Source organism: Actinomadura sp. NBRC 104412, from assembly GCF_030269515.1.
Taxonomy (GTDB): Bacteria; Actinomycetota; Actinomycetes; order Streptosporangiales; family Streptosporangiaceae; genus Spirillospora.
Genome location: NZ_BSTM01000027.1, coordinates 39359 through 57970, shown reverse-complemented (window position 1 = coordinate 57970; position 18612 = coordinate 39359). Strand labels below are relative to the sequence as shown.

Annotated in this window: 14 protein-coding genes and 1 pseudogene; 9 read left to right on the top strand and 6 right to left on the bottom strand. The window is 73.5% G+C overall.

Annotated features, from left to right (window positions below; translation table 11 throughout):
* Nucleotides 1-29: 29 nt before the first annotated feature.
* Nucleotides 30-1562, bottom strand: coding sequence for an MFS transporter (locus QSK21_RS27750; protein WP_285700190.1), 1533 nt, complete (start codon nucleotides 1560-1562; stop codon nucleotides 30-32).
* Nucleotides 1563-1648: 86 nt separating this feature from the next.
* Between QSK21_RS27750 and QSK21_RS36195 the strand changes: the two are divergent.
* Nucleotides 1649-1933, top strand: a pseudogene (locus tag QSK21_RS36195) (hypothetical protein); the annotation flags it as partial.
* 32 nt (nucleotides 1934-1965) lie between these two features.
* Here QSK21_RS36195 and QSK21_RS27745 read toward each other — a convergent pair.
* From QSK21_RS27745 to QSK21_RS27730, 4 genes are read right to left on the bottom strand one after another with little or no spacing between them, the layout of a single operon-like run.
* On the bottom strand, nucleotides 1966-3096 hold the full coding sequence (locus QSK21_RS27745; protein ID WP_285700189.1) for an MmgE/PrpD family protein: 1131 nt from the start codon (nucleotides 3094-3096) through the stop codon (nucleotides 1966-1968).
* Entirely contained in the window at nucleotides 3093-3752 is a 660-nt protein-coding gene (locus QSK21_RS27740; protein ID WP_285700188.1) for a CoA transferase, read from the bottom strand. The genes QSK21_RS27745 and QSK21_RS27740 overlap by 4 nt, the downstream gene beginning before the upstream one ends.
* On the bottom strand, nucleotides 3749-4225 hold the full coding sequence (locus QSK21_RS27735) for an LLM class flavin-dependent oxidoreductase (RefSeq protein WP_285700187.1): 477 nt from the start codon (nucleotides 4223-4225) through the stop codon (nucleotides 3749-3751). The genes QSK21_RS27740 and QSK21_RS27735 overlap by 4 nt, the downstream gene beginning before the upstream one ends.
* Nucleotides 4222-4566 (bottom strand): MaoC family dehydratase, encoded by a 345-nt coding sequence (locus QSK21_RS27730; protein ID WP_285700186.1) that lies wholly within the window; start codon nucleotides 4564-4566, stop codon nucleotides 4222-4224. The genes QSK21_RS27735 and QSK21_RS27730 overlap by 4 nt, the downstream gene beginning before the upstream one ends.
* Between QSK21_RS27730 and QSK21_RS27725 the strand changes: the two genes are divergently transcribed.
* The 5 genes from QSK21_RS27725 (at nucleotide 4559) to QSK21_RS27705 (ending at nucleotide 10613) form a co-directional block, all read left to right on the top strand.
* Entirely contained in the window at nucleotides 4559-5602 is a 1044-nt protein-coding gene (locus QSK21_RS27725; RefSeq protein ID WP_285700185.1) for an acyl-CoA dehydrogenase family protein, read from the top strand. The genes QSK21_RS27730 and QSK21_RS27725 overlap by 8 nt on opposite strands.
* Nucleotides 5603-5617: 15 nt before the next feature.
* Complete coding sequence (locus QSK21_RS27720) at nucleotides 5618-5986, top strand: enoyl-CoA hydratase-related protein (protein WP_285700184.1); 369 nt, start codon at nucleotides 5618-5620, stop codon at nucleotides 5984-5986.
* Nucleotides 5987-6088: 102 nt separating this feature from the next.
* A complete protein-coding gene (locus QSK21_RS27715; protein ID WP_285700182.1) occupies nucleotides 6089-6265 on the top strand; it encodes a hypothetical protein in 177 nt (58 codons plus the stop codon).
* A gap of 82 nt (nucleotides 6266-6347) precedes the next feature.
* The gene (locus tag QSK21_RS27710) at nucleotides 6348-8408 is read left to right on the top strand and encodes a serine/threonine-protein kinase (protein WP_285700181.1); all 2061 of its coding nucleotides are present in this window, start codon (nucleotides 6348-6350) and stop codon (nucleotides 8406-8408) included.
* A 60-nt stretch (nucleotides 8409-8468) separates the two neighbouring features.
* Entirely contained in the window at nucleotides 8469-10613 is a 2145-nt protein-coding gene (locus QSK21_RS27705; protein WP_285700179.1) for a serine/threonine-protein kinase, read from the top strand.
* A 19-nt stretch (nucleotides 10614-10632) separates the two neighbouring features.
* On the opposite strand, the gene QSK21_RS27700 is transcribed toward QSK21_RS27705, so the two are convergent.
* Nucleotides 10633-11487 carry an SAM-dependent methyltransferase gene (locus QSK21_RS27700; protein ID WP_285700178.1) on the bottom strand — a complete coding sequence of 285 codons (855 nt, stop codon included), beginning with the start codon at nucleotides 11485-11487 and terminating at the stop codon, nucleotides 10633-10635.
* A gap of 121 nt (nucleotides 11488-11608) precedes the next feature.
* Here QSK21_RS27700 and QSK21_RS27695 point away from each other — a divergent pair, with 121 nt between their 5' ends.
* The 3 genes from QSK21_RS27695 to QSK21_RS27685 all read left to right on the top strand — a co-directional run bounded on the left by QSK21_RS27695 (nucleotide 11609) and on the right by QSK21_RS27685 (nucleotide 16932).
* Nucleotides 11609-12229: a hypothetical protein gene (locus QSK21_RS27695; protein WP_285700176.1), complete on the top strand. Its 621-nt coding sequence runs from the start codon at nucleotides 11609-11611 to the stop codon at nucleotides 12227-12229.
* A 37-nt stretch (nucleotides 12230-12266) separates the two neighbouring features.
* On the top strand, nucleotides 12267-14507 hold the full coding sequence (locus QSK21_RS27690; protein WP_285700175.1) for a hypothetical protein: 2241 nt from the start codon (nucleotides 12267-12269) through the stop codon (nucleotides 14505-14507).
* 100 nt (nucleotides 14508-14607) lie between these two features.
* Complete coding sequence (locus tag QSK21_RS27685) at nucleotides 14608-16932, top strand: SpoIIE family protein phosphatase (protein WP_285700174.1); 2325 nt, start codon at nucleotides 14608-14610, stop codon at nucleotides 16930-16932.
* The last annotated feature ends 1680 nt before the right edge of the window (nucleotides 16933-18612 follow it).

Genomic DNA, 18612 nt, shown 5'->3' with positions numbered 1-18612 from the left:
CCAGTCCCAATACGGCCCGGCAGAGTGGGTCAGGTCGAGGGTTGGTCTGTTGCGGGTTCGTCGGGGACTCGGGTGCAGGGGTGCTGGCACGCGTGGTTGACGCTCGGTACGGGATGGGTGCGTACGGTGGTGGCGTTGCGGACGGTGAGGAGGGCGATGACGCCTCCGGCGGCGCATACCGCCGCGGTGATGAGCATGGCGCGGGAGAAGCCGGGGCCGAGGGCCTCCTCGGGACCGGCCTTGATCCCCGCGGCGAACGGCAGCACGGCGACCGCCAGGAGCCCGGCCATCCGGGAGATGGCGTTGTTGGCGCCGGAGGCGACGCCGACGTGCCGTTCGGTGACCGCGGCGAGCACCGTGGTGGTCAGGGGCGTCACCGTGAGCGCCAGCCCGGCTCCGAAGACGACCACCGCGGGGAGCACCACGCTCGGGTACGCGGCGCCGGGGGTGATGCGGGCCATCAACGCCAGCCCGGCGGCGGCCACCAACGGGCCGACGGTCATCGGCAGCCGGGGACCCGTGTGCTGTGCCACCGCGCCCATGCGCGGGGAGGCGAGCAGCATGATGACGGTGATCGGCAGCGTGGCCAGCCCCGCCACCAGCGCCGAGTAGCCCAGGCTCTGCTGTAGTTGCAGGGTGAGGAGGAACAGCGCCCCGCCGAGCGCCGCGTACACCGCCAGGGTGGCGAGGTTCGCGCCGGTGAACTGCCGGGAGCGGAACAGCTCGGGCGGCAGCAGCGGTGCCCTCACCCGCGCCTCGGCCAGCGGGAACGCCACCAGGGCCAGCAGGCCCAGGACGGCGGCGGCGATCGTGAACGGCCGCCACCCGTGGCCGGGTCCCTCGATGAGCGCGTAGATCACTCCGGCGAGGCCGAGCGTGACCAGGACCGCGCCGGCCGCGTCGAAGCGACCATGCTCGCGGGCGGAGGGGTCGCGGCTCTCGGGCAGGTGGCGCAGGGCCATGAGGACGGCCGCCGCGGCCAGCGGCACGTTGATCCAGAACACCCACCGCCAGGACGCCGCGTCCACCAGCCAGCCCCCGACGAACGGGCCGAGCGCCGAGGTCACCCCGGACATGCCCGCCCACAGCCCGACCGCCCGGCCCCGGTCCTCACCGCGGATCCCGGCGTCGATCAACGCGAGGCTGCCCGGTACGAGCGCGGCGGCGCCGACGCCCTGCACCAGCCGGGCGATGATCAGCGCGCCGCCGTTCGGCGCGAGCCCGCAGGCCAGCGAGGCGAGGGTGAACACCACGAGCCCGGCGACGAACACCAGCCGCCGCCCGTAACGGTCCCCCGCGGCGCCGCCCGCCAGCAGCAGGGCGCTCAACGTCAGCAGGTAGCCGTCCAGCACCCACTGCTGCTCCCTGAGCCCGCCGCCGAGGTCCCGGCCGATCGTCGGCAGCGCCACGTTGACCACGGTGCCGTCCAGGAACGCGATGCCCGAGCCGAGCACGGCGACCGCCAGCAGCCACCGTGCCGACGCCGAGGCCAGCGGCACCGGCCACTTCGCGTCCGCGCCGCCGGGAACGCCGCCGAGCAGGCGACGCGCCTTCGCCATCATCGTCGCCCCAGCGATCGGCAGGCCGGACGGGTGGCCGTGCTCCCGGAGGTCACCTCGCCGCGCCGCATGCTCTTCCGATCCCCCGAATGCCCGGCTCCCAACCAGGCGGCGGACGCCCGGACGGCGGTACGGCTTCCGTTATCCGCAGATCACAAGGGGGAGGGACGTCCCATGACGATGACATCCGTACCGACGGTCAGGCTCTCGGACGGCCGGACGATGTCGCGGCTCGGGCTGGGCACCTATCCGATGGACGACGCCACCGCGCGCACGGCGGTGCGCGGGGCGCTCGGCCTGGGATCTTCCTGGTCACCAAGCTGCGCGGGGCACGGCACGGCTATGAGGAGGCGCTGCGGGGCTTCGAGGAGAGCCGTGCGCGGCTCGGGGTCGGCTACGTCGACCTCTATCTGATCCATTGGCCACTGCCCGCCGCCGCAAGCGGCCGGTCGCCGCCGCCTTCGCTGCGCGGCACCGACCCGGTGACCTCCCGACCGTCGGTCAGCGTGATCGTGACGCGGCCCGGGGCGTCGGCGGCCACGACTCCGGGTTCGGCGGCGACCTCCCAGCGGACGCGGGCCGCCAGGCGCGCCACCTCGGGCCGGGCGATCGAGTCCGGCTCGAAGGTCCGCACGCTCAGGTCGCCGTCCGCGATCAGCGCGGCGACCGTCCACGGCATCGAGAACTTCGCCGCGTACGGGCCGGCGGGACGGGTCAGGTCGCGGCCGGGGTCGCAGACGACCGGAGCCGAGTCGGGATGGACCACGGCGTGCACGCCCGCGACCTCCTCAGGGCCGAACGGCTCGCGCGCCATCGCGTCCCTGACCGCGTCGATCGTGGCGTGCGAGAGCTGGCACGCCGCGTACGGCTTGATCCCGATGCGGGTGGTCTCCCAGCGCTCCCCCAGCCCGTCCAGGATGGACGCGGGGTCGGCCGGATGCGCGGAGAGGGCGTCGAACACGCCGCGCGGGCCGTCGAAGACCGTCTCGGGCCCGGTCGCGCCCGCCGCCGCCAGCCGCGCGGCGACGATCCCCGACTGCGAGGCGAACCCCGGGTGGAGCTGCTTGGTGGACGCCCCGGTGCCCAGGAAGGCCAGCAGGCCGAGCTCATGGAAGCCGTGCGGCGCCGGGGCGGCGACCCGGCAGGCCGTCTCGTAGCCGGCGACCGCGGCGGCGAGCACGTCCCGTCCGGACGCGCCGACCTGCTGGCCGACGGCGAACGCGGCGGGCAGCACCACCGCCGTCGCGTGCACCAGCCCGCCCGCGTGCGTGTCGTCGAAGTCGAGCGCGTGCACGAGCGTGCCGTTGGCGAGGGCGGCGGCGGGCGCCGACACCAGGTCGTCCGTGCCGAGCACCGCCGCCTCCGGCGGGCCGCCGAGCCCGCGCGCCACCTCGATGGCGGGCGCCGCCGCGCCGGTACGGGCGGCGGCCAGCGCCGTGCCGAACCCGTCCAGCAGGTGCCGCGCGGTGGCCGCGGCGACCGGCGCGGGCACCTCGTCCAGGCCGAGCGCCCAGCTCGCCAGCTCGCGCGCGATCATCGCGACGCCGCCTCCGTCTCGGCGGCGGGCTCGGCGGAAGGCTCGGAGGTGTCGCCGAACGCGCCCTCGGCCCGCAACCGCTCCACCGTGGCGTCGTCGTAGCCGACGATCTCCCGGATCACCAGGTCGAAGTCCTCGTTGCGCCGCGGCGCCCTGCGGTACTCGACCGGCTCGTTCCCCACCCGGACGGGCGAGGCGATCTGCTCGACCGTCCCGAACCGCGGGTGCTCGGTCGTCACCCGCAGCCCGCGCGCCTCGGTGTGCTCCTCCCGCAGGGTCTGCGCGACGTCGTTGATGGGACCGCAGGGGATGGACGCGGCGTACAGGTCCTCAAGCCATTCGGCCACGGTGCGCCGCTTGAAGATCTCCTCCAGGAGGGGAAGCAGCGTGTCCTTCTCGCGCCGGCGGTCGGCGAACGCGGCGAACCCCGCCCCGGGCTCGGCCCATTCGGGATGGCCGACGACGGCGGCCAGCCGCCGCCAGAACTTCTTCTTCGCGCAGCCGACGATGAACCAGCCGTCGCTCGCCTCGAACGCCTGGAACGGCACCAGCGACGGATGCGCCGAGTGGCGGGTGCGCGCCGGCTCGTACCCGGCGTTCAGATGCCAGGTCGCCGGGTAGGTCAGCAGCCCGATGGCCGTGTCGTACAGGCTCACGTCGTGCGCGACCGCGGCACGGCGAAGGGCCGCTGGTAGCCGCGGATCCGCATCGGCTCCTGCTCGCCGGGCAGGTCGATCGGCTCCCCGGTCATGCACGACTCCCAGAACCGGCGCAGGTTGCGCACGGTCTCCCGCAGATGCCCGACGGGCTTGCCGAACGGGACGTTGTGCCAGTCCTCGTTGAGCCAACGCACGCCCGTCCCGAGGCCGAGCACGAACCGCCCGCCCGACAGCTCGTCGAGGTCCAGCGCCTCCAGCGCCGTGATCATGGGGCTGCGGGTGAACGCGAGCGCGATGCCCGTCCCGATCCGCGCCCGGCGCGTCGCGGTCGCGACCGCCGCCGCGGTGACCGTGGCGCTGCGGTGCAGCTCGGGCACCCAGATCGACTCGGCGCCCGCCGCCTCCGCGCGGCGGGCCGCGTCGGCCAGCTCCTCCAGCGTCTCGCCCCAAGGGGCGAAGCCGATCCTCATGCCCGCTCGTCCGCGGTGTCGAGCGTCAGCGGCCGCTTCGGCTCGGGGAACTGGTTCTCCAGTTGCTCGGCCCCGCGCTTGTAGACGAGGAAGGTGCGGCGGAAGGTGCACACCTCTTCGCCGTCCTGGTTGAGGGTCCGGGTGCGGATGGTGACGATGCCCGCGTGCGGGCGGCTCGCCGACTCGCGCTTCTCCAGCACGATCGACTCGCTGTACAGCGTGTCCCCGGCGAACACGGGATGCGACATCCTGATGTCCTCCCAGCCGAGGTTGGCGAACGCGTTCTGGGTGGTGTCGATGACGCTCTGCCCGACCGCGATCGCCACGGTCAGCGTGGACACCACCAGTGGCGACAACGCACGCGAGCTCTGGCAGGCGCTCGGCGCGATCGGCGCCCTCGGCGCGAGCATCTCCGAGGAGCACGGAGGGGTCGGGGCCGGCGTCCACGCCCTGTCCGTCGTCGCCGAGGCGATCGCCGAGGCGGGCGTCCCGCTCATGCTGATCGCGCTGTCACCCGCCGTCTGCGCGACCATGATCGACGGCTTCGGCTCGCCCGCGCAGAAGGCCGAGTGGCTGCCGGGACTGGCGGACGGCTCCCGGGTCCTCGGCTTCGCCATCACCGAGCCCGACGCCGGGTCCAACACCCACAATCTCCGCATGCGCGCCCGCCGCGACGGCGGCTCCTGGGTGCTCTCCGGGCAGAAGTACTACGTCTCGCACGTCGACAACGCCGACGCGCTCCTCACCGTCGCCCGCGTCGAGGACGAGCTGAAGGTGTTCCTCGTCCCCACCGACGCGCCGGGCCTCACCAGGAGCCCCATCAAGGTCGAGATCCTGTCGCCCGAACGGCAGTACAACGTCTTCTACGACGACGTCCGCCTCGACGACTCCGCGCTGGTCGGGCCCAACGCCGGCATGGCCGTCCTGTACGCGGGGCTCAACCCCGAACGCATCGTCAGCGCCGCCCTCCTCAACGGCATCGCCCGGTACGCCATCGACATCGCCGCCGCCTACGCACGCGAACGCATCGTGTGGAACGTCCCGATCGGCGCGCATCAGGCGGTCTCCCATCCGCTGGCCCGGGCCGAAACGGCCCTGGCGGCCTCCCGCCTCCTGACCGCGTCCGCCGCCCGCGCCTTCGACGCCGGCGAGCCCGGCGGCGTGGACGCGGCCATGGCGAAGCTGACGGCGTCCGAGACCGCCTCCACCGCACTCGACGCGGCCATGCAGACCCTGGGCGGCAACGGGATGTCCCGCGAGTACGGCCTGGCCACCCTGCACGGGCTCGTCCGCCTCTTCCGGATCGCCCCGGTCAGCTCGGAGATGCTGCTGAACCATGTCGCCCACAAACGCCTGTCCCTGCCCAGGTCCTACTGATGCGCGTACGACGTGATGCGCGTACGACGTGAAGGGCGGCTCACCCGGGCGACCCTCTCCCGCCCGCCGGTGAACGCCCTGGACTCGGCCACCTACCGGGAACTCAGGGCGATCTGCACCGCCATGCGTCCCGGCGAATGCCTGCTGATCGACGCGACGGGCCACGTCTTCAGCGCGGGGCACGACCGCGCCGAGCCGGCCGACGGCGAGAGCCTCGCCATCGGGGCCGCCGCCCTCACCGCCGTCCTGCGCTGCCCAGCCCCCGTCGTCGTGGCGGCCCAGGGTCCGGCGATCGGCGCCGGGGCCCTGCTCCTCGCCGCCGCCGACATCCCGGTCATCGCCTCGGACGCCTGGCTGAGGCTCCCGAGCTCGACGTCGGCGTGACGGTGGGCCACGCCATCCTGGGCCGCCTGGTCCCGGCCCGCCCTTGCCGCCCGCGCCCTCCTGACCTCGGAACGGATTCCCGCCACCGCCCTCACCGCCGCCGTGGTCTGCCCGCCGGACGAGGTCCTCACGGTCGCCACGACGGCGGCCCGCGACGTCCTCGGCAAGCCCGCCGGCCTCGTCGCCCTGGCCCGCCGGAGCTGGGGCGAACGAGAACAGGCCGCGGCCGGCTACGAAGCCGAGGTCGCCGCCTTCCAGGCCCGCACCGCCGACGCCTGACGCCGCAACGCGAACGCACCAATCCAGTACTTTTTCGGCGAAGGGGTCGATCTCCGGGGCGGCGGTGTGCGTCATTGATGCCATGGAACCGCTGACCCCGGAAGACCCGGCGCGTATCGGTGACCATGTGCTGGTCGCACGGCTCGGGGCCGGTGGCATGGGGCAGGTCTACCTCGGCCGCACGCCCGCAGGGACCCCGATCGCCGTCAAGGTGATCCATGAGCGGTACGCCCGCGACGAACGGTTCAGGGCTCGGTTCCGGCGCGAGGTCGCCAACGCCCAGTCGGTGAGCGGCGCGTTCACCGCGCCCGTCCTGGAGGCCGACCCCGACGCGCCCATGCCGTGGCTGGCCACCGCCTACCTGCCGGGCCTGTCGCTCCAGGAGGCGGTCAAGACGCACGGGCCGTTCCCGACGGAGGCGGCCCTGGCGCTGGCGGCGGGGCTGGCGGAAGGGCTGGACTCCATCCACCGGGCCGGTGTCGTCCACCGCGACCTCAAGCCGTCCAACGTGCTGCTCAGCGGTGAGGGCCCGCGGATCATCGACTTCGGCATCGCCAGGGCGGCCGACGACGACGCGCTGACCCGTCCGGGCGGGGTGCTGGGAACACCCGGCTACATGGCGCCCGAGCAGGCCGCCGGCCAGGAGGTGGGCCCGGCGGGCGACGTCTTCGCGTTCGGCGCGGTGCTGGGGTTCACCGTCCTCGGACATCGCGTGTTCGGCGACGGCCCCATCGCGGTCCTGGTCCACCGGGTGCTGCACGAGGACCCGGACCTGGACGGGATCCCCGACGCGTTCCTGCGCGGCCTCGTCGCCGACTGCCTAACCCGCAATCCCGCGCTGCGTCCCACGTCGGCGATGCTCCTGGACCGGCTGAGCTGGACCGGCGCGGCGCCGGTCGGGGTCGGCTGGCTGCCCGCGCCGCTGGCCGACGCGGTACGGGCCAGGCAGGGGAAGCCGCTTCCGGCCACCATGGCGCTCCCGGGAAGGGTGCGCAGGAGACGGCTGCTGATCGTCGGCGGTCTCGTCGCGGTGGGCGCAGCGAGCGCCGGGCTGGGCGAGCTGGCCGCGTGGTGGCGGTCCCGCGACGACGACGCGCCGCCGCCGAGCCCCGAGTCACCCGCCGCGGCGGCCGGGGGTCCCGCGGGCGGCGGCCCGGCCCAGGGACGGGTGCTGTGGCGGTGGCGGGTCGAGAGGACGGAGGCGGCTCCCGTCACCGACGCGGAGACCGCCTACGTGCCGACCTCGACCGGCGATCCGATGGGCGGCGAAGGGTGGCTCCTGGCGATCGACGTCAGGTCCGGGAAGGAGCGCTGGAAGCGCGACATCAAACGCTCCTCCGAACGGGCGATGGTCGCGGAGGGCAAGGTCATCGCGCTGGAGGCGGGCGGGCTCCGCGACGCCGCCCGGGGGGCGCGCTGGGGGCTCACCGCCTTCGACGCCGCGAGCGGGAGACGGCGCTGGTCGGTGCCGCTGACGGCCCCGGTACAGCCGCCGCTCGCCGCGGACGGGCTGGTCATCGTGGCCGAGGAGGCGCTGATCGCGTTCGACGCCGGTACCGGGGCCGAACGGTGGCGGCGCTCGCTCGGCTGGGCCGCGAGCCATCCGGTGATGACCGCGGGCGGCGGGGCGCTCTGCCTCCTGACCAAGGAGGAGGTCCGGGTCCTGGAGACGGCGTCGGGCGCGACCGAGTGGAGGCGCCGTGCCGAGGGCCTGGCGGCGGCCGTACAGGACGCGGACACGGTCTACCTCACCGACCCGAGCGGCCGGCTCCATGCCCTGCGCCGGGGCAAGGTCGGCTGGAGTGCCGCCGCCGGGAAGGTCGTCCGGCCTCCCCTGGTGTACGGCGACTCCGTCGTCGTCCAGGACCTGAACGGATCCGTGCGCGCGTTCGACCGGAACACCGGAAGGCAGCGGTTCTCCGTGCCCGTCAAGGCCGGCGGCTCCGAGACGGCGACGGCACCGCCGGCCCGCGTCGGCGGCACCCTCTACGCGCCCGGCGCCGACACCGTCCACGCCATCGATCTCGACCGCGGGCGCCTGAGCTGGCGCGTCGGCCTCGGCGCCGAGGTCGAGGGGGTGGCCGCGGTGGACGGGATCGTCGTCTGCTCCACCGGTGACCTGGTCGCCGTCACCGGCCCCTGACCGCCCCCTGCACACCCCCTGAACGGCACGGACCGCCTTCGGCCCCGCCATGGAGAACCGATGGAACCCCTGCAACCCAACGACCCGAGGCAACTCGCCCAGTTCACGGTGCTCGCCAGGCTGGGCCAGGGCGGCATGGGCGAGGTCTTCCTCGGCGCCTCCCCCGGCGGACGGCCGGTGGCCATCAAGCTGATCCACCGTGAGCTGGCAGACGACCCCGGGTTCCGCGCCCGGTTCCAACGGGAGGTGGAGATCGCGCAGACGGTCAGCGGCGTCTTCACCGCACCCGTGCTCCGCGCCGACCCGGAGGCGGAACGGCCCTGGCTGGCCACGTCCTTCCTGCCCGGCCTGTCCCTTGAGGAGGCGGTCCGGTCGTACGGGCCGCTGCCGCCGCCCAGCGTCCGGGCGCTGGCGGTGGGGCTGGCGGAGGCGGTCCGGTCCATCCACCGGGCCGGTGTCGTGCACCGCGACCTCAAACCGGCCAACGTGCTGCTCGCGCCGGACGGGCCACGCGTGATCGACTTCGGCATCGCGCGGGCCGCGGACTCCGCCGCGATCACGCAGAGCGGCGAGGTGATCGGGTCCCCGGGCTACATCGCGCCCGAGCACATCGCACGCGGAGCGGCCGAGCCCGCCTCCGACGTGTTCGCCCTGGGGGCGGTGCTGGTCTTCGCCGTCACCGGGACCGGGCCGTTCGGGGACGGGCCCGTCCACCGGATCCTGCACCGCACCGTCCACGAACCGCCGCGGCTGGACGCGGTGCCCGACCCCGTGCTTCGCGACCTCGCCGCCGCCTGCCTGGCGAAGGACCCCGCCGAACGTCCCGGCCCCGAACGGGTGACCGCACGGCTCGCCGACTCCGCGACCATGGAGCTGCACGGCACGCGATGGCTGCCGCACCAGGTCGTGGCGGGGATCGGCGCCCGGGCCGCCGAGCCCGTCCCGCCGCCGCTGCCGGTCCCCCGGCGGCGCCGGATCCCGCGGCGGGTGCTGCTCGCCGGCGGGGCGATCACGGGGGCCGCCGCGTTCCTCGTGGTCGACGACATGCGCAACCGGCCGGCGACCCCGCCGGGACCGGTGCGCTGGATGGCACGGCTGCCGGGCCGGGAAGTGTGGCGGGAGCGCGACCTCGTGATCGCGGAGGGGGTGCTGCTCGTCGCCGGCGGCACCACGTTCGCCGCCGTCGACCCGCGCGCCGGCCGGGTCCTGTGGAGCGTCCCCGACGTCGTCACCGACACCGTGGAGCGGCTGCCGTGGTCGGCCGGACGGTTGTACCTGCTGCTCGGGGACGGCCGGCTCGGCGCGTACGACATCGCCACGGGCCGGGAGGCATGGTCACGGGCCCTCGGCTTCGGCTCCTCGCGCCCGCGCGTGGTGGCGGCGGGCGGCGTGGTGTGCGTCCCGGTCCTCCGCGAGAACACCCTGATGGCCTTCGACGCCCGCACCGGCCGGCCACGGTGGAACCGCGGGCCCCTGTCGGGTCACGCCCCGGTCGCCTCGGGACGCATGGTGTGCCACCTGCCCAGCGGCGACCGGCTGGAGGGCGTCGACGCGGCGACGGGCCGCCGCACGTGGGCCGCCGACCTCCCGCAACCCGTGTCCGTGCCCCTCCAGAAGGCCGGTGACCTGATCCTGGCCGTCACCGGCACGCCGCAGGCGCCACCGAGCCGGGTGCTCGCCTTCACCGCCGCGGACGGACGGCCGCGGTGGGAGGCCGACCTCGCCGCTCCGGTCTCCGGCGACGGGATGCTGACCCTGGCCGACGATGACACGATCTCCATGGTGTGGTCGGCCGGGGTGCTGCACGCGCTCGACCGCCGCACCGGGCGGCGCCGCTGGACGTACCCTCTCGGCACGGTGCGGACCTCCGTCGACCCGCCCCCCGTGATCTCCACCCCCGGCCGGCTGTTCGCGAACACGCGCAACGGCCTGCTCGTCGCCGTGGACGCCTCGAACGGCCGCGGCCTGTGGCAGCAGCGGCTGCATCCCGACAGCCGCGGTGGGCCGGTGCTCGCCGACGGCCTGCTGCACATCGGCGACCGGGGGCTGTCCTCGTTCGACCCGGCGACCGGGCGGCTGGTGAGGCGGATCGGCGCCGACCACCGCTCCCGCCCGATCCACGCCGAGAACCTGTACGCCTCGGGCGGCACCCTCTACCACGCCACCTCCGGCGGCGAGATCCTGGCCATCCCCACCCGCTCCTAGCGCCGGGCGGGCATCACCGTCAGGGTTTGCGTGCGATGCCGCCGTACATGGCGATGTCGCGGTCGTCGACAGTGCCGACCTCGACCGGGTCGGGGTGCCACTTGTGGATCTGCACCACGCCGGGCTCCTCCAGCTCCAGACCGTCGAAGAACTTCACGGCCTGCTCATGGGTCCGGAACTTCAAGGTCTCTCCGTGCGCGTGGTAGACCTCCTGCACGCGGGCCAGCTCTTCGGGGGCGAAGTCGTCGGTGGCGATGGCGGCGGCGAAGTAGCTGCCCGACGGGAGGGTGTCCACGATCCGCTTGACCACCCGGTACGCCTCGTCGTCGTCCTCGATGAAATGCACCATGGCGATCAGCGTCAGGCCGATGGGCCGCTTCAGGTCGAGGGTGTCCAGCAGCGCCGGAGCGGACAGGATCTTCTCCGGCTCCCGCATGTCCGCCTCGATGTAGGCGGTCCTGCCCTCCGGGGTGCTGGTCATCAGCGCCTCGGCATGGACGAGCACGATGGGGTCGTTGTCCACGTACACCACCCGGGAATCGGGCGCGACCTCCTGGACCACCTCATGGAAGTTGGGCGAGGTGGGGATCCCGGTGCCGATGTCCAGGAACTGGCGGATGCCTTTCTCGGCCGCCAGGTAACGGGCCACGCGATGCATGAACGCGCGGTTGGCCCGCATATGAATGCGCAGCGCCGGCCACACCTGCAACGTGGCCTCCGCGGCGGCGCGGTCCGCCTCGTAGTTGTCCTTGCCGCCCAGGATGTAGTCGTAGATCCGCGCGCCGTGCGCACGGTCGGTGCCGAGGTCCACTTCCGTGCCGGCCTGGTCGGCCGGCGAAGTGGCCTCCGGCCGGCCGTCGTCGAGATCAGTCATGACCCTGCGCCTTCCGCTCGCCCACGCCCGTCGTTGCGAGAGTAACCAACGTCCGCGTTTCGTGCGTCATTTCGGACCCGGGGGCTGCGCGGCACGGGGCCGGTTGATACGAATGGGCGTCGTGCGCAGATCAGATCGGTGGTCGTTCATCGCCCTGGGCGTCGGAATCGCCGCAATTCTCGGCGGCGTCCAGGTGGCGGCCATACTGGACGAGCCGCCCGCGGCGCCCCGGCCGACATCCGAGTTCTGCCCGGACGGTCCCACGGGAGCGGCGCGGACCGACACCGGTTACAGGGACGAGGCGGAACCGTACCGCGGCGCCGGTCCGCACCGGGTCGCCGTCGACTGGAGTTCCGCCCCGGACGGTCGCGCGGAACTGCCCGAGCAATGGAATGCCGGCATGGCCGCCGATGGGCCCAAGCCCCGGCTGGTGGCCTGCGTTTATCAGGAGAGCGTGGGCACGAGCGGGAAAGTCCGCGACTGCCTGTACACAGGCCACTCCCTGAACGTGCGGGCCGACCCCGAGGAGGCGACGAAAGTCCCGCTGTTGAAGGCCAGGTACGTCGTCCGGCTGTACGAGGCCAAGACCGCCAAGCCGGTCGGCCTGCTCCAGGTGCCGGGCGGCCCGGCATGCCCATCGACTTACACCAAGGGCTCCGGCGGATCCCTTTTCCAGGAACCCGACACGAAGGAACTGCGGGCCGCCTTGCGTCCCTATGTCGAGCGCACTGTCAACGCTTAGCGGCCACCTGTCACGTCTTCTTACATAGATTGGGACCGTGCTGGCTCGCTTCCGTGAATATCCGCCGCCGCTTCAGGCCGTCCTGGGCGCTCGTTACTGCGCCACCTGCCGCGTCGGTGGAAAGGATCTTCTGCTTGAGGGGGACGAGCCGTTCACCGCCCCGGTCGTGGCGGCGGCGCTCACCCGGCTCGGGCTGCGGATCGCCGCCGTGTGGGCGGGCGACTACCCGATGGACTGGCAGGCCGAACTTCAGGACGACCAGGATCCATGGCGGGACGAGGACGCGCAGGTCTACGAAGTGTGGTGCCCCAGCGGGAGGCCGGACCAGGCGCACAGCCTGGTCATCCCCGGCGAACCGTGGCCGCTGGCCGGCGTCGGGCCGGACAGCCACGGCCGCTGGAAACGCAGGTGGTGGCGCCGCGCCTTCGGCTGGCTCACCCTCCACCTGCGGGTGACGCCGGAGCAGGCGGAGCGGTGGGCGCGGGTGTTCCAGGCGACGCTGCCGTCACCGGACGAGGTCCGCGACCTGGCCGCCGCTCCCGCCGACGCGGACGACACCGACCCCGGCCTGCTGAAGGCGGCGGAGTACGCGCCGGAGGACCGGGCCGCGATGGGCGCGCGTTACTGGTCGATCTGCGAGCTGCGCATCGGCCGACGGGAGAGCCCCGACGACCACGTCCTGATCCAGGCCGACGAGCCGCTGACACCGGAGATCGTGACGGCGCGGCTGCGGGCGCTCGATCTCGAACCGCTCACGGTCGAGTGGAAGAGCCGCAAGTGGAATCCCGACCGGTGGGTCGCGACCCTGGCCGCCCCGCCGCCGCGGGGCCGACTCCGCTATCGCGTCCGGCGCGGCAAGTACGACAGGGCGGACACGATCCGGTGGCTCACCCCGAGCCTCGGCCAGGCCCACCTGTACTTGAGCCGGCGCACCGGCCGCTGGGAGCGCTGGTCGGACCGCATCCCCGGCGCGGGATACGCGCCGCACCGCCTGGACGACGTGAACGACGATGACAGCGAACTGCTCCTCGTCGGCCGCGAGCAGGCCGAGCGGTTCGCGCGCGCCCTGGGCCTCGACCTTCCGGACGAGGACACGCTCGTCGCCCTGGGCGGCGAATACCGGCCGGGAGAACCGGATCCGCCGTCCCCGCTGACACGGTTGACGCGAGGCCGGGAACTGGGCCCGCGCTTCCGGGAGGCGATCGGCGCGCGTTACTGCACGACCGTACGGCTGACGCCGCGGCCGAGGTGGGAGGCGTGGACGGGGTGGGCGGATTGGGCGGCGTTCGCGGTGCTGCTGTTCGGCGACGAGCCCTTCACCCCGCCCGCGGTCGCTCGCGCGCTGGAGGAGCTGGGCGTGCCGGTCACCGCCGTCCGGCCCGGCGACTGGCCGCCGGGCGAGTGGATGGCCGATACCGCCGCCACCCCGCGGTGCTGGGACGACCCGGTGACGGCGGTCTGCGACGGCACCGGCTACGACGAGATCCGATATCTCGAACGGCGCCTCACCGACCCGCCCGTTCATGTCGGTTGTGACCCCGATGACGGGCGCTGGCGCCCGCTGCTGTGGACCGCCGACCTGCCCCGTTCCTGGTGGGCCCATGGGGACGACCTCAGGTTCCCTCATCTGGCCAACGGCGAGAGCCGCTTCCTGGTCACCCGGGAGCAGGCCGAACGCCTGGCACGCGCCCTCGGGACCACCGTCCCCCCGGACGACGGGCACCTGAGCCGCGCCGCGGCACAGGCCCTGGAAAGCCTGCGGTGCGCGGAATACTCGCCATTCCTCCAGCGGGTCTACGGTGCCCGCTATTGGGCGAAGTGCCGTCTGACCAGCCGGACCGAGCCGGAGTTGGAGGCGATCGTGCTCGCGGAGCGTCCCCTGGACGCCGCCGTCGTCTCGGAGCGGCTCGACCGGATGGGCGTGACGGCCGAAGACCTGACCTGGCGCCGTCAACGCCTGGTCGACGAGGACGGCGAGGTCACCCTGGTGGCGGAATGGACGGGCCGGCTCGTCTCCGCGCCGCCGCCTGGCGCCTTCCGCTACCACGCCTCCGGCCTCCAACCGTCCGGTCACGTCCGGGAGATCACCATTTCCAGGGGCGACATCAGCGTCTGGTACGCCGACTCCCTGGCTCGCTGGGACCGTTCGACCCGCGACGACCCGTCCCCCGGGCCGCTCGTCACCAGGCAGACCGCGGAGAGGATGGCACGGCTCTGGGACGGTCACCTGCCGAGCGAGGAGACCCTCACCGAGCTGACCTCGCCCTACTCCGTCTAGGGCCGGCCCTTCCACCGGCCCTCTTCTCACCGGCCCTCTTTGTCGAGATAACTCCTGGCCAGGGGTCATCCCGGAAGTACCGGCTCCTAGCCTGGAAGGGATGGAACCATCCGAAGGCGGCGAGGCCAAGGCAGACGACCCGGAGCGTGCGGCGACCACGCGCCGATACGGCCACGCCCCTCCGGCTCCGGCGGCGGCCGTCGTGGTCGACGCCGAAGGGGCCGTGGCCGGCTGGACGAACACGGTCGAGGACCTGCTCGGCTACCACGGGACCGACCTCAGGGGCGAGGACGGCGAGCCCGTCTTCACGCCCGATGTCCTCGTGCCGACCCGGGAGGAGCGGGACGGCGGCACGGAGTACTGGTCGGGGCTCGTGGAGGCCCGCCACCGCGAGGGGCACAGGGTCCTCCTGCACTCGGACCGGGCCCCGCTGAACATGCCGGACGCCCCCGGCCGCCGCTGGCTCGTGACGATGAGACCGGTCGTCCGGGACCCCGGCAAGGGGCTCGCGGACGAGGTCACCACCGCCTCGCGCCTGGCGCAGGCGCCGCCGAACGCGCTCAGCCTCCGTACGCCCGTCGCCGAGGCGATCTGGGACTGCGATCTCCGCTGTGTCTGGCTCAACCAGGCGGCGGAGAGCCTGGAACCGGTCCTCCCCCACCTGCGCGTCGGGCGTTCCCTGACCGAGCCGCTGCTCGGGCCGGAAAGCCAGGCCCTCGAACAGGCCGTGCGCCGGGTCCTCGCCGACGGCACCCCCCAGATCGAGCGGGAGCTGCGCCTGACCCCGCCGGGCGGAGGCGAGGAGCGCGTCTTCTCCGTCTTCATCTACCGCCTCAACGGCCCGGAAGGCCGGCCGCTGGGCGCGTCCACCGTGACCGTGGACATCTCTCACGCCCGTACCCGGGACCGGCTGTCCCTGCTCGGTGAGGCCAGCGTCCGTATCGGCAGCACGCTGGAGGTCACCAAGACGGCACAGGAGATGGCGGATCTGGCCGTGCCGTACTTCGCCGACTTCGTCGCGGTCGACCTCGCCGAGTCCGTTCTCGCAGGCCCCCAGTCCCTGGACCGGCTGGCGTCCGCGCGAGCGAGCGTCCCCGTGTTCCACCGCGCGGGCCTGGCGTCCGCCGACGAGAGGGCACCCGAAACGCTGTGGCGTCGGGGCGAGCCGGTGTACATGGCACCGTCCTCGCCCTTCAACGAGGTCATGTCCACGGGCCGTTCCCACTTCGAGCCCGTGGTCGACATCTCGCGCGGCGGCTGGCTCACGGCGGATCCGGACCGCGCCAAAGTCATCCGCGAGTCCGGCATGCACTCGCTGATCATCGTTCCGCTACAGGCGCGCGGCGACATCCTCGGCATCGCCCAGTTCGCGCGGAACACCAACCCCGCGCCCTTCACCAGGGACGACCTGCGCTTCGCCGAGAACCTGAGCGCGCGGGCCGCGTTGAGCCTCGACAGCGCGCGGCAGTACACCCGCGAGCGCACGGCCGCCCTCCTGTTGCAACGCGACCTCCTGCCGCGCCGCCTGACCGGCGGGGGCGCCGTCGAGGTCGCCTCACGCTACCTGCCCTCCGGCCACCGCGACACGATCGGCGGTGACTGGTACGACACCATCCCGCTGAGCCCGGGACGGATCGCCCTGGTCGTCGGCGACGTGACCGGGCACGGCATCAGCGCCGCGGCCATGATGGGACGCATGCGCACCGCCGTGCGCACCCTCGCGTACATGGGCCTGCCGCCGGACCGGCTGCTCGCCGGCCTCGACGACCTGATCAGCCGGGGGGAGGTCGGCGACTACGGCGAGGCCGGGAACGGCGACGGCGGGCTCTTCGATTCCGTCGGGGCCACCTGTCTCTACCTGGTGTACGACGCCGACACCCGGATGTGCACCATGGCGACGGCCGGTCATCCGCCCCCCGCGATCGTCGACCCCGGCGGCGAGGTCGGCTTCCTCCGCCCGCCGGCCGGCACGCCGATCGGCGTGGGGATGGGCTCGTTCGAGTCCGTCCAGTTGGAGCTCGCCGAGGGCAGCCTGATCGTCCTCTACACCGATGGCCTGGTCGAGACGCGCGACGCCGACATCGAGGCGGGGATCGACCGGCTCGGCGCCGCCCTCGCGAACGCCGAGCCTCCGCTGGAGCGCATCTGCGACAGCGTCATCGAGACGATGATCCGGGACGAGGCGGAGGACGACGTCGCCCTCCTCGTGGCCCGGACCCTCCCTAGTTCTCAGGATTGTCCTCAGGGTTGTCCTCGGGATCGTCGCGCGGATCGTCGTGCTGCGGAGCGGCCTTCGGACCGTCCTGCGGAGCGGCCATCGGCGGGGCCTGCGGAGGGACCTGCGGACCCGGCTGTGGAGCCGGCCGCGGAACGATCTGATGGTGCGGAACCGGATCGGCGTCAGGAGCGGGACGGCCGACGGTGATCGTGAGACGGTCCAGGTAAAAGACTTGCAGCGCGGCCAGGGCGAGCAGCGCGACGGCGACCACGACCAGCGGGGTCACGTACCCCACCTCGATGCCGGACCGCCCGAACTCGAACAGGCTCCGGACCAGCGCGACCGGCGCCGTCGCGTCGCGGGGGTCGTCGGCGATCAGCAGCGGCCACAGCAGGCTCTGCGCGTTGACCAGGACGGTGGCGCCGCCGAGGAAGGCGGCCAGGGGAAGCGCGGGCAGGACGACGACGCGCAGGAATTCGGCGGCCGCCGAGCCACCGGCCGCGACCCGCGCCTGCCACAGGGGTGCCCGGCCGCGGCAGAACAGCGTCAGCACGACCAGCGCGGGAACGCTGATCAGGATCGGCGGCACCAGGCCCGCGAACGTACCGTTCAGGTCGAGGTTCCTGGCGTTGTCCCAGTAGGCGACGCTGAGCGGCCCGATGCCGACGAAGAGCCACGGCGCGAACGGCAGCAGCAGCCACTCGCTGTGCCGGCCCATCGGCCGCAGCCCGCCGATGCCCAGCGCGGCCAGGAACGCGGCGCCGACCGAGACGAGCGCGCTCGGCAACGGCGGCACCCACGTGTTGACGTACGTCTGCATGTCGGCCGGGGACCGGGGTCCGGGCACGCGCGGGTCCGCCGAGGAGATCAACGCCGACAGCCATGGCCACGCGCCGATCAGGACGATGGCGAGAACCACGGCCAGCGCCGCCCCGGCGCCCAGGACGGCGACCGGGCTGCCTGGGCGGTCCGCGCCGGGGGTGGCGCGCTCGGACGGAGCGAGGTCGATGCGCAGCGCGGCGATGATCGCGATGACCGTGGCCGCGATCCCCAGGACACCGAGGAGCAGCCCGGTCATCGTGGCGACGGCCGCGCCGTGACCCACGTCGAAGGCCATGAACGACTGCCTGAACTGGAACAGGGACAGCGTCTCGGTCGCCCTGGCCGGTCCGCCACGGGTCATGGTGTAGACGAGGGAGAACGCCTGCAAGCTCACCGCGAACGTGGCCAGGGCGGCGATGCCGCCGACCGCGAGCGCCGCCGGCAGCACCCGCCGTCCCTTTCCGCGGTCGCGCAGCACCGCCAGGTAGCCGAGCAGGGCGAGCCCGCACACCGAGCCGAACGTCGTCAGCCCGCTGATCACGACCACCGCGACCCGTGCCGAGTTCGGGCTGCCGAACTCGCCGAACGCCGTTTCCAGCCCTCCGTCACGCATCCCGGTCAGCCAGGCCGCGGCGAAGGCGACGGGGGCGAACAGCACCAACGGCACCGACATCAGCAGCCGGCCGACGCGCCGCGGCCATGGTCCGGCGGCGTCCAGGACCCAGGCGAGCAGCGGGGCCACGACGACCGCCACGAGAAGCGGGAGGGCGGCCAGCGAGACGGTGAACCCCAGCGACGTCCAGAAACCGCCGGTACCCAGCACGTCGAGGTAGTTGTCGGCGCCGACGAACTCGGGCTCGATCCGGGGCCCGCCGCTTATGGGTGAGATCGATATGCCGCGTTGGAAGCTGAACCGGATCGTCTGGATGGTGGGCACGATCAGGGAGATCAGCGCGACCAGCGCGGCCGGCCCGATCAGCGCGAGTCCGAGCACGGTCCGCAGCGGGCCGCTCTGGGCCGGCCGCTGGGAAGGCCATGGCGAAGGCGCCATGGGCACGGAAGACG

Bases quoted from the DNA above. Each gene is read 5' to 3' on its own strand.
- QSK21_RS27735 (WP_285700187.1), bottom strand. From the start codon at position 4,225: ATGAGGATCGGCTTCGCCCCTTGGGGCGAGACGCTGGAGGAGCTGGCC.
- QSK21_RS27720 (WP_285700184.1), top strand. From the start codon at position 5,618: ATGCGCGTACGACGTGAAGGGCGGCTCACCCGGGCGACCCTCTCCCGC.
- QSK21_RS27705 (WP_285700179.1), top strand. From the start codon at position 8,469: ATGGAACCCCTGCAACCCAACGACCCGAGGCAACTCGCCCAGTTCACG.
- QSK21_RS27700 (WP_285700178.1), bottom strand. From the start codon at position 11,487: ATGACTGATCTCGACGACGGCCGGCCGGAGGCCACTTCGCCGGCCGAC.
- QSK21_RS27745 (WP_285700189.1), bottom strand. From the start codon at position 3,096: ATGATCGCGCGCGAGCTGGCGAGCTGGGCGCTCGGCCTGGACGAGGTG.
- QSK21_RS27685 (WP_285700174.1), top strand. From the start codon at position 14,608: ATGGAACCATCCGAAGGCGGCGAGGCCAAGGCAGACGACCCGGAGCGT.
- QSK21_RS27750 (WP_285700190.1), bottom strand. From the start codon at position 1,562: ATGATGGCGAAGGCGCGTCGCCTGCTCGGCGGCGTTCCCGGCGGCGCG.
- QSK21_RS27710 (WP_285700181.1), top strand. From the start codon at position 6,348: ATGGAACCGCTGACCCCGGAAGACCCGGCGCGTATCGGTGACCATGTG.